This window comes from Flavobacterium pectinovorum (genome assembly GCF_900142715.1).
GTDB classification, from domain to species: Bacteria; Bacteroidota; Bacteroidia; order Flavobacteriales; family Flavobacteriaceae; genus Flavobacterium; species Flavobacterium pectinovorum.
The window spans coordinates 306770-320623 of the sequence record NZ_FRBX01000004.1; the positions used below are offsets into that span (position 1 = coordinate 306770).

Genomic DNA, 13854 nt, shown 5'->3' on the forward strand with positions numbered 1-13854 from the left:
GAATTATTTATTTTGTGAATCAGGAATAAAATCAAGAGCAATCGAGTTCATGCAATAACGTTTTCCGGTTGGTGCAGGACCATCATCAAATAAATGACCTAAATGCCCTCCGCAACGTCCGCAAAGTGCTTCGATTCTTTCCATTCCCAATGAATTATCATTTTTATAAACGACACTTTTTTTATTGTCCTGTTCAAAAAAGCTTGGCCATCCGCAGCTGCTTGAAAATTTGGCTCCTGATCTAAAAAGCAGGTTTCCGCATGACGCGCAGTAATAAGTTCCTTTTTCATCGGTGTTCCAGTATTTTCCTGTAAAAGGTCTCTCCGTATCCGCTTGACGCATAACAGCATAAACATCTTCCGGAAGCACTTTTTTCCATTCGGCATCACTTACGTTTAGTTTTGTGGTATCTGTATTTGAATAATAAGGATTTCCGGGTTTATCGATTTTATTTTCCATAACAACAGTTTTTGTATTTTGTTTTTTTGATGATTGCCCGCATGCCTGAAAAATAAAGAGCGGAAGCAAAAGGCAAAGGCTAAAAAATTGAGTTCTTGTTTTCATGTTTTATGAGGCTTTTTAATTGTAAATCAAAGATACGACGAGAGTTGGCTTAGAAATGTCGGCTAATTTACAATTGAGTTTTTTTTAAGTATGTTTTAACTTTTTTTTATTTACGTAAAAGCAATCGGTTTAGTTTTTTAGACTTATTTTTAAGGTGTTTTAAAATTAAAATATATTTATAAAGTTTTGAATATGAAATGCTTGTAAAGAATGGCAGCTCGTTAAACTTTTCACAATCTTTTTTAGGATTTTCAAGCCATTTCTTTTTTCGTATTTTTGTTTGTACAAAACTACATATGATAGAAGAAAACGTAATATTAGTCAATCAAAACGATGAACAAATTGGCTTAATGCCAAAATTAGAAGCGCATGAAAAAGCACTTTTACACCGTGCATTTTCGGTTTTTATTTTAAATAGTAAAAATGAAATCATGTTGCAGCAGCGTGCGCATCAAAAATATCATTCTCCTTTACTCTGGACGAATACATGTTGCAGTCATCAACGTGAAGGCGAAACAAATATAGAAGCCGGAAGCAGAAGATTGTTTGAGGAAATGGGTTTTAAAGCAGAGTTGAAAGAACTTTTTCATTTTATTTATAAAGCACCTTTTGATAATGGTTTGACTGAACACGAACTCGATCATGTTATGATAGGCTATTATAATGACAATCCTGCCATCAATTTAGAGGAAGTCGAAGATTGGAAATGGATGAAAATTGAAGATATTAAAGCAGATATTGAACAAAAGCCTGAAATTTATACTGTATGGTTTAAAATAATTTTTGATGAATTTTATCATTATTTAGAAGACCATAAAATTTAATTATACCAACCAAACCTAAATGAGAGTAACCATATCAAGAAAAGCACATTTTAATGCTGCACATCGATTGCACAGAAAAGATTGGACATTTGAAAAAAACGATGCTGTTTTTGGAAAATGCAATAACGCCAATTTTCATGGTCATAATTATGGTTTAACAGTAAGTGTTACAGGGAAAATTGACCCCGAAACTGGTTTTGTTTTAGATGTGAAAGTATTAGCGGATATTATACTGGAAGAGGTAGAAATTCCGTTTGATCACAAAAACCTGAATCTGGATGTTCCGGAATTTCAGGATTTGAATCCAACAGCAGAAAATATTGCCGTTGTGATATGGAATAAAATTAGAAAAAGAATTCAGCCTGATTTTGACTTAGAAATCGTTTTGAATGAAACGGACCGCAATTTTGTAACTTATAAAGGAGAATAATAAATGTCATTAAAAATAGGAGATATAGTTCCGAATTTTACTGCAAAAGATAGTCACGGAGAACTTTTTGAAAGCCGAAATGTTTTAGGAAGAAAGCCACTTGTGATTTATTTTTACCCAAAAGATAATACGCCGGGTTGTACTACTGAGGCTTGCAGCTTTAGAGACCAATACGAAGATTTTAAAGATTTAGGTGCCGAAGTAATCGGAATAAGCAGTGATAGTGTAAAATCACATCACAAATTTGCCAAAAAACATGAATTGCCATTCATTTTGTTGTCTGATCAGGATAAAAGATTAAGACAGCTTTTTGGAGTAAAGAATAATTTATTTGGTTTGTTGCCGGGAAGAGTTACTTATATTATTGACAGAAATGGGGTTGTAATTTATATTTTTGATAATATGAATGCAGCAAAACACATTCCGAAAGCATTAGAGACCATTAAAGAATTAGTATCATAAAATACAATTAGAACACAACAATAATTAATTAAAATATTTGCCAAAAAAGAAAACTTATGGAACCAAAAATGTACCCTTTACAATTTGAACCAATTTTAAAAGAAAGAATCTGGGGAGGAGAAAAACTAAAAACTATTCTTAACAAACCAATTACTTCTAAAATAACTGGCGAAAGCTGGGAATTATCAACTGTAGAAGGAGACGTGAGTGTTGTGGCGAATGGTGAGTTAAAAGGCAAGTCGTTAATGGAACTTATTGACGAATCACCAAATGAAATTCTGGGAACAGAAGTTTACAACCGTTTTGGAAAACAATTTCCGTTGCTTTTTAAATATTTAGACGCAAGAGAAGATCTTTCGATACAAGTTCATCCAAACGATAAATTAGCAAAAGAGCGTCATAATTCTTTTGGTAAAACCGAAATGTGGTATGTAACGCAAGCTGATGCCGATGCAAGAATTATTGTTGGATTTAAAGAAGATTCAAGCAAAGAAGAATATTTAAAACACTTAAATGATAAAACGTTAGTTTCGATTTTAGATACTGTAAAAGCAAAGCCGGGAGATGTTTTCTTTTTAGAAACAGGAACCGTTCACGCGATTGGTGCAGGTTTGGTTGTTGCCGAAATTCAGCAAACATCTGATATTACGTATCGTTTGTACGATTTTGATCGTAAAGATGCGCAGGGAAACACGAGAGAACTTCACGTAGATTTAGCACTTGATGCTATTAATTATAATAAAGTAAATACACAGAAAAAATACGAGACAAAAACAAATACATCAAATGTTGTAGTTGATTGTCCTTATTTTACGACCAATTTTCTTCCTTTAGAAAATAAATTGGAAGTTTCTAAATCTGGAGCAAGTTTTACTGTTTATATGTGTATTGAAGGAAGTTTTGAAATTGAATACAATGGTTTTAAACAAACTTATATAAAAGGAGATACTATTTTGGTTCCTGCTGAGATTAATGCATTTATTTTGAGTGGAAATGCTTCAATTTTAGAAATTTACATTTCATAGCACGTAATAAAAAGATTATATGTACTTTTGCAGTCGCAAATTAAAATTAAAATAAAAATGGCAAACGTTAAGAATTTAAAGAAAGACATCAATTTCGTATTAGGGGATATTATTGAGGCAATTTACTTATTTGAAATGTCTACAACAGGAAATCCTACTCCGGAAACGAATGCTTTGATCGACCAGGCTATAGCTGCTTTTGATACTTTGATCACAAAAGTGAATGCAAAGAACGTTGAAAACAAAAAAGCACACTTCAAACAAATAAATGTTGAATTGGAAGAAACTGCTAATCAATTGATTGCTAAAATCAACGAATTGTAAGCAAAAAAAAGTATAAAAAGTTTGATTTTTTATTTGGAAAAACGAAAAACAGGCTTATCTTTGCACCCGTAATGAGTCGCCAGCGTAGCTCAGTTGGCTAGAGCAGCTGATTTGTAATCAGCAGGTCGTGGGTTCGAGTCCCTCCGCCGGCTCAACAAAACCATCACTTTTAGTGGTGGTTTTTTCTTTAAAATACTTGTAAATTTATTTTGGAAATATAAAAAACCATTTTATCTTTGCACCCGTAATGAGTCGCCAGCGTAGCTCAGTTGGCTAGAGCAGCTGATTTGTAATCAGCAGGTCGTGGGTTCGAGTCCCTCCGCCGGCTCAACATAAAACCATCACTGAAAAGTGATGGTTTTTTTGTTTAAATACTACAAGGGATTTTTATTTTTTACAATTCTAGATAATTTTTATTTGAAATAAAATTCTTACATTTGTATTTTTATGCAGATATACAAATGGGGAATGTTTCGGTTTTTGAGAAAAGTGAATTTAAGATTGATAACTCTGTCAATGAATATGTAAAAGTATTGCCTAAAAAGCGTAATATTCTTGCTATTGTTGGTTTTACAGGTTTCGGAATCATGATTTTTACTGCACTTATTTTAATGCTGCAAGGACCTTTAATCGAAACTCTGACATCATCTACAGAAATTGTTGCACTACCCGGGCTGGTAAACTATTTTGCACTTGTGTTTGCTGCTTTTTGGTTTGTTTGTTTAATTGTGCTGCTTTTATATTTGTATTGCAAGCTTGTGATAAAAGTTGTAAAAGGATTTTAAGGTAGTTTGTTACTAAAATCTATATCTGTTTTTTATCTTCCAAGTGTTTGATGCGCAGATGTAAAATGCCCCGATGACATTGCTGATAAAATTGAAATTTCACCTGCCAGGCATACAGCAACTGCTATTTCGGCAAGTTTCCCGCTTTTTCCGGGACCATAGCAATCCATTAATTCAAGACATTCTTTTTGTGTCGGAAACGAAGTTCCACCGCCAACACTGCCTACAATTATGTTAGACATGGTAATTGAACAGTACAAATCGTTATTTTCATCGATCTCCATTCTTGTAATTGCAGTAGCAGCCTCGCCGGTACAGGCAACATCTTGTCCGCATGCTATAAATAAAGCAGCAAGTGCATTAGCAGTCTGTGTTGCAATACCACTTGCGCCAACTTTTAAACACCCAGATGAGCTTATTTTCCATTGTTGGCATAATAGTTCTGCAGTTGTCTTAAGTACAGATTCAATGACATCTCTTTTTAATGTGATTTCGGCAGTGACTTTTTTTCCTCGAACTTTTGTGGTTAATGGAGTTACTTTTTTATCTCCCGATGTATTTCCTTCAATGGTCCAATAAACAGGTTCAATTGGGCAATTACTTAGAATATACTTGCAAATTTTATCTGTACAAATAGTAACCATATTTTGACCTGATGCATCTCCTGAAGTATATTCAAATTTGAGAATTAAAATATTTCCTTCTATGCTTATCCCCAAATCGTTAAGGACTGCATAATTACTGGTTTCGCGGGTTAAAATAGAGAATATTTCTTTGTTTTCTGATACCCAGGCAACAAATTTTGCCAGATCAATTAAATTTTTAAATTTGAATGTCGGTGTTCTTTGTACACCTTCTTGTAATGTAATTACAGTAATTGTTCCAGATTCTCTGCAAGCTTTTGTGCCTCTGTTATAGGATGCAATTAAAGCTCCTTCGGTAGTGGCAAGAGGAACATAAAACGGGCCTTGAGCAGAACTTCCATTTATTAATAATGGACCAATAATTCCTGTAGGAATCTGGCTCATGCCGATATAATTCTCAATATTGCCTTTTAAGCTTTGATTGTCGTTAAATGTTTTTTCTCCAGACAAATAATCAACATTTGATTTTAAGTGCTGCCGAATAAAATTTAAACGTAATTCTTGTCCGTTTTTTGAGTACGGATCCTGTATAGGAACTTTTTCTAATTCTAAATTAGATTGTGGATGATAGGATTCTAGTTTTTCAATAGCTAATGAATTAATAAAATCATATTTTCCATAACTGATAATACTAAGTGGATTCTTCATAATTTATTATTTTATGAAGCTAAGTTACTACAAAATAAAAATAAAATAATTATTGATTTTTACTTTTTAACATATAATTATTTAATTATCAGGTATTTATGATTTTTCTATTAAAATATGAAAAAAAGGCAATAAAAAAATCCTGTTCTATTAATAAGAACAGGATGAAAAGGTATAAATAAAACAGCTATTTTTTAGTTAAATTGCTGATTTTTAAGGTTGTGCAAAATTATTTTTGTTCTTCTTTTTTTATTTCAGCAACAAACTTGGTTAATTTTTTACCGTAAAGTGACTGTGCAACTTTTGGAGTCATTGATTTTTGAATGGTATCAAGAAACTTTACATTGATGTCATAAATTTCTGCCAAAGCAATATAAGGTGCTATTTCGTGATCTTTATGGTTTATTGCAAAGTTGGTAGCGTATAGATATCTTCTTTTGATATTAGACTGTTGTTTTGTGTCTATACTATCAACTGCTTTCTGGTCTTGTCTTTTTATTGCATTAAATTTTGATTCAACCAAAGAAAGGTTTTCGTCATTAAAGCGTGAATTGATTTTTTTGTATTCTTCGTATAATTCCTGATTTTTAGATCCTGTAATTTTAGCTCCGTAAATGAAATTGTCAAGGTTGGTATCAATATTCATATCGCCTGGTTCAGCAAAGAATAAAATATTATTGTCTAATGAATTGGTTACTCCGCGATCAAGGAATAAATATAGTACTTCTGGTGATTCTAATTTAATATTACTTTCAAAAGACGAGTTTCCGTCTATTTTAATAGAGTCAATTGCAATAAGTGAAGTATCAACAACTCTTTGGATATATAAAGTTCCGTTTTTTAATCCTTTAATATTTCCTGTTAAGTGTAAACCGTCAGTAGATTCTTTTTTGCTGCATGATGCTAAAAGTGCAATCGCAGCAAAGGCAATAATTGATTTTTTCATTGGTTTTTAGATTTTGCTGCAAAATAAAGAAAATAGTTTGAATGTGAAGATGTAGCTGTTTAATTTTTAATAAAAATAAAATCCCAATCTATTTCTAAATTGGGATTTGTTTATTTTTTTAAAAATGAATCTGTTACATAGATAAATTATAGGCAGTTCCATTCTCGTGATAGTAAGTGTATTTATTGTCACATTCGTTGTTTCCGTAATCTACAATTCCATTCAAATAACCTCCCACAACTTGCAATTCTCCTTTTGAAATAAACTCGCAGGAGTATTTTTTAACTAATGTTTCTTTAACGGTCAATGTCAAAGTTCCTCCTTTTTCGGTGGTTACTGTGTGGGTTCCATCAGGTATTTCATAAATATTATCTTCTAATACGTATGGCGTATCAACACCTGCTGTTTGTTTTGTGGTAAACGTTCCTGAATTTAAAAAAACTCTTCCTTGTAAATCCGTAAATTTTCCGTTAGTTACTTTTCTTGTCCATTGTGGTACTGTGGCAATAGTTGTTGTGTTGGTATACTCAATTGTTCCTTCAAGTTTTAAACCTGCAATAGAGTAATTGATTCTTTCGATTGTCATTTTGCTTCCAGGCGTAATAATCGGGCCAGTAAGAGTAATTTTTAGTTTTCCCTTTCTTTCAAGCTGATTGATAGTACAGCCTGTGCCGTAATCTACTGTAAATACTTTTGGATAGGCTGTTCCGTTTGGCATTGCTACTGTAATTGTAGCGCAGGTTATTGGTCCGGTTTCAGTGGTTTTTGCGGTTTCGGCAGAAACAGTTACAGATAAACCCGTTTTAACATCCATTTCGTTTGCTGCGTCAATTGCAACAGAAGCACCAACGGCAGATGGATCTGTTTGATTAACAATATCATCACTGCTGGAACAGGAAACATAAATCAGTGCTGTTGTACAAATAGTTAGGGTTAAAAGAATAATTTTCCTCATAATGATTTTGGTTTAAGTTAGAAATAAGGGCCATCAAAAATAAGAAAAAAAAGAAATTAGCCTAAAAAAAATCCTGTTGGCTTATTTACAGGATTATATATAGATATTTATGTAAAAATATTTTATAAAGAAATTGATTTTTTTTCTAACAAACTAGGTAATATTACTTTCATACAGCTTTGTCCTATTGTGCTGTAATCCCAATAACATTTATGCATTTTAATGCTATTTAATGAAAAAAAAGTTACTAACCCAGAACGGTCTGATGTGATTTCATAATTGATGTTTTCCGGAGTACGCGGAATGTCTTTTATACCAAATTCGGCTTCACCTCGTTTGTCATCCCTTCTGAAATTGGTTGAGAAAACGTCCAAAATAGAATAAACATTTATCCAATTCAGTTTATCTTTCATTACGCTGCACCTTCTTTCGTAAAATATTGGGTAGTAAGCATTAATAAATTCGAATGGATTTCCGATCGTGATAAGGAGTTTCGTTAATTTTTGAATATTATCAGATGGAGGAATTTCTGCAATTGGAAAAAGGGCATCAATGGCAAGTATGCATCCAAAACTATAGGTGTGAAAATGAATTTCAGGATTAGGTTCATTCTCTGCGATGTATTCAATTAACTGATCCAGATTTCCTAATAATATCTGACTTTGATCTCCGTTTGTAATATAACTGTCGACACAGGAAAATTCGGTGGCAAGTGAAGTTAGTATTGTTTTAGATTTTGGTGCAAACAAAAGTACTAAAGTTGTTATTGAAAGTATTGTCTTTCCAATAGCGCTCAGGGTTTTATTGCTTTCAGTAACACAAATTATTTTTTTTATATTAAAGAAGCGAAGAGCTGCATTAGTTTTTTCTATTAAACCGGAGCCATTATTTGTGCTGTTTAAAATTATTTCAATGCATGCCGGGACTAAAAAAAGGATACATAATGAGATTGTAAATAACATTAGAAAAGCATACAAGGTTTGATATGGTCTGCTAAAACCATCTCCATTGAATAATCGCAACGTGATCTGAGGGAGTTTTTTTATAATTAACGTAAATAAGAGTAGATTTTTTATAATGATATTGTGACGTTCAAATCTATTAGTTAGAATTTGATGGTACTGAAAATCATACATTTTATAAATTAGTTGCCCCTCAACGTTTTTGTTGTCTTTATCCTTTCTACTTTTTCTGTAAAGATTAACAACTGTACATTCTTTATCTATGGGATAGATTTTTTTTTCAATTTTAAGATAATAAAAAGTGCCATCTGTTTTAAAACTTAATTCATTTTTAAGTCTTTCCACATATTTTTCGACTGTTTCGTTGTCAATAGATTGACCGAGACCTGTAATATAAATTCCTATTTTGTTTGACATTGGATTTGTTTTAAGTTTATGAAAACTTCAGGTTTCAGGAAAATTGCAAATCATTTTCAACCAAATTTTGCTATCTGGTTGAAAATTAAACAGTTCTATAGTATTTGCTCTTTGCTTTTCGTATATCTTTATATTTCTCCCAGTCAAATTTGGTTAAGAATTCTGAGGCTTTTTGGGCACCTCGAATGAAGAGATCAATTTTAGCATCTTCGGTCATATTGAAATTAAGCCAATTATGACCGCCCGTATCAATGTATCCTATCAGGTTTCTAAAATCGGGATTTTTTATTAAAAATTCTGAATCATAACCATATCTTGCTGTGTCAAACATGGAACTAATTATATTGGTTATTTTTTCATTTTTATTAACTTCATTTTTGTCATAACCCAGTTTTACGCCAAAAGTAGGTGAGGCCGGCACAGTTAAATTTTCATGAAAAATATCAATCGGAAAATTTGAAATGATACCGCCATCCATAAAAATAACTTCAGATGGCACAGAAGTTCGTAACCCTGTGGCTTCATTCCATTTTTCCCAGGATTCAACGCCTGTCGGAATGTTTTTAATTCTAAACGGACTAAAAAACAGAGGTATTGACATGGAGGCTCTCACAAAATCGGCAGGGTTTTGAACATCAGGGTTTGAGTAAAACAAATCAATCATTTTAGGGAACACAATTTTACTTTCGGTAGTAATATCAGCAGTAATTATTGCCATATTACTCCAATGATCCGCTCTGGTGTATTCTTCTCTGTCGCCTTGTTGAACCTTATTGATTAAGTACAATTTATTTTGATCTGAAACACCTTTCAAACGTAAAGCCTTTAAATCGGCATAATTTTTTATTCCTTTTTGTGAAAGAAGATTCGAAATCCATTGATAGAAATTATTGCCGGGATTTAATCCAAGATCATCTTTAAAATTATCCACTACCTGACATCCTTTCATAATTAATTTTAAGTTTCCCGAATCACTTAGTAAAGCATCAATAAATTCGCGGGCATCGTGATCTCCATCTACAAAATCATTTAAGTTTTTATTACATAAACAGTCTAATATCCATTCTGATTTTTCGATATCGCAAGTTCCGGCAGCGGCCATAAGCATGGTGTTAATGCTTCCGGCAGAAGTGCCGGCCAGACTTAAAAACCGAATACCCATTTGTTCTAAAACATAAACATAGCCAACTAAAGCAATTCCTAATACGCCACCTCCTTCCTGAACCAGATCAACATATTGGTTGTTGTTGAGATCGATAATATCTGAAAATTTTTTACCATTTATTTCCTTTCTCAAATCCCTTAATATTGCTAAGACTTCTCCATTTTCAGTAAATTTTCTCTTATCCATAATATTTTTATTTAAATATTGATAATCAGTAACTTGCGATTTTTTGAAGAAATAAAATTAGAGAAATAGTTATTTAAAAAATAGAGTATAAACACCCTTTTTTCAGAGGTGAATTATTGTTAAATAATTGATTGTAAGTTTTTTATAAATAAAAAAAACCTGCAAGTATATTACTTGCAGGTTTTGTATTTAAAGTAGATTTAAAAAATCTTATTTAATCATTTCAAAACTTCTTTTTACGAAAGCTGTTAAAGCTTCTCCTTTTAGTAAATTTTGCGATAATTTAGCTAAATCTAAAGCTTGTTTTACCAAATGTTCCTGATGTGTTTTGTCTTCCGTATTCAAAATACTGGTAGCCAAATCAGAATTGGTATTAACTACTAAATTATACATTTCAGGCATATTACCCATTCCGAACATTCCGCCGCCACCAGATTGGCTCATTTCTTTCATTCTACGCATAAATTCAGGTTGCGTAATAATAAAGGGAGCTGCCTGGCTGTCCATAGCTTCTAACTGTACAGAATATGCTTTTGGAATATAAGCTTCTAATGAAGTTTTTAACGTTTCTTTTTCTTCGTCAGATAACTTAGAAATTGTGTTTTCGTCTTTTTTGATCAAATTATCAATATGATCAGAGTCAACACGTACAAAAGTTACATCTTTATTATCACCTTCAATTTTTTGAATCAAGTGCGAAATAATCGGAGAATCTAAAAGCAATACTTCATATCCTTTATCTTTTGCAGTTTCGATATAAGAGTGCTGAGCATCTTTATTTCCTGCATAAAGAACTACTAATTTTCCGTCTTTGTCGGTTTGTTTTTCTTTTAATTTCTCTTTTAATTCTTCAAGAGTAAAGTAAGTATCATCTACAGTTGGGTATAAAACAAATGCACCTGCTTTTTCATAGAATTTATCTTCAGAAAGCATTCCGTATTCTAAAACGATTTTAATATCGTTCCATTTTGCTTCAAAATCAGCACGGTTTTCGTTGAATAATGCTTTTAATTTGTCAGCAACTTTACGGGTAATGTAGTTTGAGATTTTCTTAACCGCACCATCCGCTTGTAAGCCAGAACGAGAAACGTTCAATGGAATATCCGGAGAATCGATTACCCCTTTTAGCATTGTCAAAAATTCAGGTACAATTCCTTCTACATTATCTGTAACGTAAACCTGGTTTTGGTACAATTGAATTTTATCTTTCTGAATTTGCATGTCAGAACCTAACTTAGGGAAATATAAAATTCCGGTTAAGTTAAACGGATAATCTACATTTAAGTGAATGTTGAATAACGGATCTTCAAACTGCATTGGATACAACTCTCTGTAGAAGTTTTTATAATCTTCGTCAGATAATTCAGTTGGTTGTTTTGTCCACGCCGGGTTTGGATTATTGATGATATTATCTGTTTCAACAGTTTCGTTTACGTAGTCCTCAGGAGCATCTTCCGGTTTAGGAAGTGTTTCTGTTCTTGTTCCGAATTTAATCGGAATAGGCATAAATTTATTGTACTTATTTAATAAACCACTGATTTTAGAATCTTCTAAAAATTCTAAAGAATCTTCGGCAACATGTAATATGATTTCAGTTCCGCGTGAAGTTTTGTCAGCTGGCTCTAAAGTAAATTCAGGACTTCCGTCGCATGTCCAATGTGCAGCTGGCTCGTCTTTGTATGATTTTGTAATAATTTCTACTTTTTCAGCAACCATAAAAGCAGAATAGAAACCAAGACCAAAGTGTCCGATAATTCCAGAATCTTTAGCAGAATCTTTGTATTTATCAAGAAACTCTTCGGCTCCTGAAAACGCAACCTGATTGATGTATTTTTCTACTTCATCAGCAGTCATACCCAAACCCTGGTCGATAATGTGGATCTTTTTACCTTCTTTATCAACTTTGATTTCAATAGTAGGATTTCCGTATTCTACTTTAGCTTCACCAATGCTTATTAGGTGTTTTAGTTTTAAAGTAGCATCGGTTCCATTTGAAACCAATTCACGTAAGAAAATCTCGTGATCGCTGTATAAGAACTTTTTGATTAAGGGAAAGATGTTTTCTACTGAAACATTAATTTTACCTGTTGTCATATTTTATAAATTTAGTTTAACGTGATGATTTTCATTTCTTCAAATAGAATACCAATTGTTTTTAAGATGACAAAATGGCGTAAGTGTTAATTTTGAAAGAAAATAATTAGATTTTAAAACCCAACTTATTTCAATGAATTGTATCTTTGTGGTACAATAATTGTTAAATGTGTAAGTATTAACTTAAAAAATATGTACAAAATGAAGAAAATCATTTTCATTTGCATGATCGCCACGATGTTTTTTGCGTGTAAATCATCTTCGTCAACTGCTTCAAATGAGGCGACTACGCTTTCGACTAAACTTGACAGGCCCACTCAGGTAGCGCTTAAAGGAAATTGGGTTCTTACCAATGTTTCTTACCCAGGTTCTGATTATATCAAGGTAAATTCTTTTGATCTTGCAGATTCTAAATGTTTCATTGGTAGTACCTGGAATTTTATTTCAAATAATAATAAAGGTACGATGACATTAAATGCTCCAAGTTGTACTGCATTTACATCTCCAATTGTATGGAGTATTAACAATCAGGGACTTTTTGTTCTTAAAATTGTAGATCCGGGATTAAAAGCAAAAAATGTAAAATCTGGATATTTGCTAAAAGTAGCAGGATTAACTGACAACTCTTTTCAGTTAATAGACAACATTAACGTTGGCGGACAAACTAAAGATGTAACTTACCAATTTCAAAGAGCTAATTAATATTAAAAAGAATAAAAGATGAAAAAGATAACAGTTTTAGGATTGAGCAGTTTACTTGTGTTAGTTAGTTTTTTTGCAAGTTGCGATTCAGTTAAAAATGCAAATAATACCCAAAAAGGTGCAGGAATTGGTGTAGTAGCCGGTGGACTTATTGGTGGTATTTTAGGAAATAATTTAGGAAAAGGCGGTAACGCTGCTTTAGGTGCTGCAATTGGTGCTGCCGTTGGTGGTGGAACAGGAGCTCTTATTGGAAACAAAATGGACAAACAAGCCCGTGAAATCGATCAGGCTTTACCAGGTGCAGATGTTGAAAGAGTAGGAGAAGGGATTCACTTAACTCTTAATGAAAATGCTGTACGTTTTGATACAAATAAATCTACTTTGACTACTCAGGCAAAGGCAAATTTAGATAAATTAGTTCCTGTATTTAATGATTACGGAGATACTGATATTCAAATTTTTGGTTATACTGATAATACTGGTAAACCAGAATATAACTTGACACTTTCTGGACAAAGAGCTGCGTCTGTACAGGCTTATTTGGTTTCAAAAGGTTTAAAATCAAGCCGTTTCAAAACTTCAGGTTTAGGAATAGCAGATCCTATTGCAACAAATGATACTCCGGAAGGAAGATCTCAAAACCGTCGAGTTGAGTTTTCAATTACTGCAAACGACAAGATGGTAAATGATGCAAAAGCAGAAGCTGGAAAATAATTTCCAT

Annotated in this window: 15 protein-coding genes and 2 tRNA genes; 10 read left to right on the forward strand and 7 right to left on the reverse strand. The window is 32.6% G+C overall.

The genetic code is table 11. The features are described 5' to 3' along the window. Positions 1 to 3: 3 nt before the first annotated feature. A complete protein-coding gene (gene msrB, locus BUE22_RS15085) occupies positions 4 to 564 on the reverse strand; it encodes a peptide-methionine (R)-S-oxide reductase MsrB (protein ID WP_073396029.1) in 561 nt (186 codons plus the stop codon). A gap of 296 nt (positions 565 to 860) precedes the next feature. On the opposite strand from msrB, the gene idi reads away from it, so the two are divergent. The 8 genes from idi to BUE22_RS15125 all read left to right on the forward strand — a co-directional run bounded on the left by idi (position 861) and on the right by BUE22_RS15125 (position 4414). Beyond that, on the forward strand, positions 861 to 1388 hold the full coding sequence (gene idi, locus BUE22_RS15090; RefSeq protein WP_073396032.1) for an isopentenyl-diphosphate Delta-isomerase: 528 nt from the start codon (positions 861 to 863) through the stop codon (positions 1386 to 1388). A 19-nt stretch (positions 1389 to 1407) separates the two neighbouring features. Next, entirely contained in the window at positions 1408 to 1818 is a 411-nt protein-coding gene (locus tag BUE22_RS15095) for a 6-carboxytetrahydropterin synthase (RefSeq protein WP_042565962.1), read from the forward strand. 3 nt (positions 1819 to 1821) lie between these two features. Beyond that, positions 1822 to 2280, forward strand: coding sequence for a peroxiredoxin (locus BUE22_RS15100; RefSeq protein WP_073396035.1), 459 nt, complete (start codon positions 1822 to 1824; stop codon positions 2278 to 2280). Positions 2281 to 2336: 56 nt separating this feature from the next. After that, the gene (locus BUE22_RS15105; RefSeq protein WP_073396039.1) at positions 2337 to 3305 is read left to right on the forward strand and encodes a type I phosphomannose isomerase catalytic subunit; all 969 of its coding nucleotides are present in this window, start codon (positions 2337 to 2339) and stop codon (positions 3303 to 3305) included. A gap of 57 nt (positions 3306 to 3362) precedes the next feature. Further along, the gene (locus BUE22_RS15110; RefSeq protein ID WP_026982865.1) at positions 3363 to 3629 is read left to right on the forward strand and encodes a hypothetical protein; all 267 of its coding nucleotides are present in this window, start codon (positions 3363 to 3365) and stop codon (positions 3627 to 3629) included. Between the two features lie 78 nt (positions 3630 to 3707). Beyond that, positions 3708 to 3781: transfer RNA gene (locus BUE22_RS15115), tRNA-Thr, on the forward strand. A gap of 102 nt (positions 3782 to 3883) precedes the next feature. Beyond that, a tRNA-Thr gene (locus BUE22_RS15120) sits at positions 3884 to 3957 on the forward strand. Positions 3958 to 4066: 109 nt separating this feature from the next. Next, positions 4067 to 4414 carry a hypothetical protein gene (locus BUE22_RS15125; protein ID WP_124020476.1) on the forward strand — a complete coding sequence of 116 codons (348 nt, stop codon included), beginning with the start codon at positions 4067 to 4069 and terminating at the stop codon, positions 4412 to 4414. A gap of 32 nt (positions 4415 to 4446) precedes the next feature. Here BUE22_RS15125 and BUE22_RS15130 read toward each other — a convergent pair whose 3' ends face one another. From BUE22_RS15130 to htpG, 6 genes are all read right to left on the reverse strand, one after another. After that, positions 4447 to 5706: a hydroxymethylglutaryl-CoA reductase gene (locus tag BUE22_RS15130; protein ID WP_073396042.1), complete on the reverse strand. Its 1260-nt coding sequence runs from the start codon at positions 5704 to 5706 to the stop codon at positions 4447 to 4449. A gap of 229 nt (positions 5707 to 5935) precedes the next feature. Then, positions 5936 to 6652 (reverse strand): DUF4369 domain-containing protein, encoded by a 717-nt coding sequence (locus BUE22_RS15135; RefSeq protein ID WP_042565967.1) that lies wholly within the window; start codon positions 6650 to 6652, stop codon positions 5936 to 5938. A gap of 133 nt (positions 6653 to 6785) precedes the next feature. Next, the gene (locus BUE22_RS15140; protein ID WP_073396045.1) at positions 6786 to 7607 is read right to left on the reverse strand and encodes a hypothetical protein; all 822 of its coding nucleotides are present in this window, start codon (positions 7605 to 7607) and stop codon (positions 6786 to 6788) included. A gap of 122 nt (positions 7608 to 7729) precedes the next feature. Then, positions 7730 to 8986: a hypothetical protein gene (locus BUE22_RS15145; RefSeq protein ID WP_073396048.1), complete on the reverse strand. Its 1257-nt coding sequence runs from the start codon at positions 8984 to 8986 to the stop codon at positions 7730 to 7732. 85 nt (positions 8987 to 9071) lie between these two features. Beyond that, positions 9072 to 10337: a patatin-like phospholipase family protein gene (locus BUE22_RS15150; protein ID WP_042565970.1), complete on the reverse strand. Its 1266-nt coding sequence runs from the start codon at positions 10335 to 10337 to the stop codon at positions 9072 to 9074. 210 nt (positions 10338 to 10547) lie between these two features. Continuing rightward, a complete protein-coding gene (gene htpG / locus BUE22_RS15155) occupies positions 10548 to 12431 on the reverse strand; it encodes a molecular chaperone HtpG (RefSeq protein ID WP_073396051.1) in 1884 nt (627 codons plus the stop codon). A gap of 201 nt (positions 12432 to 12632) precedes the next feature. On the opposite strand from htpG, the gene BUE22_RS15160 reads away from it, so the two are divergent. Together BUE22_RS15160 and BUE22_RS15165 are read left to right on the forward strand one after the other, a co-directional pair. Then, the gene (locus BUE22_RS15160; protein ID WP_073396713.1) at positions 12633 to 13133 is read left to right on the forward strand and encodes a lipocalin family protein; all 501 of its coding nucleotides are present in this window, start codon (positions 12633 to 12635) and stop codon (positions 13131 to 13133) included. An 18-nt stretch (positions 13134 to 13151) separates the two neighbouring features. Continuing rightward, positions 13152 to 13847 carry a YiaD family glycine zipper/OmpA-like lipoprotein gene (locus BUE22_RS15165; RefSeq protein WP_042565972.1) on the forward strand — a complete coding sequence of 232 codons (696 nt, stop codon included), beginning with the start codon at positions 13152 to 13154 and terminating at the stop codon, positions 13845 to 13847. Positions 13848 to 13854 lie beyond the last annotated feature (7 nt).

Bases quoted from the DNA above. Each gene is read 5' to 3' on its own strand.
- msrB (WP_073396029.1), bottom strand. From the start codon at position 564: ATGAAAACAAGAACTCAATTTTTTAGCCTTTGCCTTTTGCTTCCGCTC.
- idi (WP_073396032.1), top strand. From the start codon at position 861: ATGATAGAAGAAAACGTAATATTAGTCAATCAAAACGATGAACAAATT.
- BUE22_RS15095 (WP_042565962.1), top strand. From the start codon at position 1,408: ATGAGAGTAACCATATCAAGAAAAGCACATTTTAATGCTGCACATCGA.
- BUE22_RS15100 (WP_073396035.1), top strand. From the start codon at position 1,822: ATGTCATTAAAAATAGGAGATATAGTTCCGAATTTTACTGCAAAAGAT.
- BUE22_RS15105 (WP_073396039.1), top strand. From the start codon at position 2,337: ATGGAACCAAAAATGTACCCTTTACAATTTGAACCAATTTTAAAAGAA.
- BUE22_RS15110 (WP_026982865.1), top strand. From the start codon at position 3,363: ATGGCAAACGTTAAGAATTTAAAGAAAGACATCAATTTCGTATTAGGG.
- BUE22_RS15130 (WP_073396042.1), bottom strand. From the start codon at position 5,706: ATGAAGAATCCACTTAGTATTATCAGTTATGGAAAATATGATTTTATT.
- BUE22_RS15135 (WP_042565967.1), bottom strand. From the start codon at position 6,652: ATGAAAAAATCAATTATTGCCTTTGCTGCGATTGCACTTTTAGCATCA.
- BUE22_RS15140 (WP_073396045.1), bottom strand. From the start codon at position 7,607: ATGAGGAAAATTATTCTTTTAACCCTAACTATTTGTACAACAGCACTG.
- BUE22_RS15145 (WP_073396048.1), bottom strand. From the start codon at position 8,986: ATGTCAAACAAAATAGGAATTTATATTACAGGTCTCGGTCAATCTATT.
- BUE22_RS15150 (WP_042565970.1), bottom strand. From the start codon at position 10,337: ATGGATAAGAGAAAATTTACTGAAAATGGAGAAGTCTTAGCAATATTA.
- htpG (WP_073396051.1), bottom strand. From the start codon at position 12,431: ATGACAACAGGTAAAATTAATGTTTCAGTAGAAAACATCTTTCCCTTA.
- BUE22_RS15160 (WP_073396713.1), top strand. From the start codon at position 12,633: ATGAAGAAAATCATTTTCATTTGCATGATCGCCACGATGTTTTTTGCG.
- BUE22_RS15165 (WP_042565972.1), top strand. From the start codon at position 13,152: ATGAAAAAGATAACAGTTTTAGGATTGAGCAGTTTACTTGTGTTAGTT.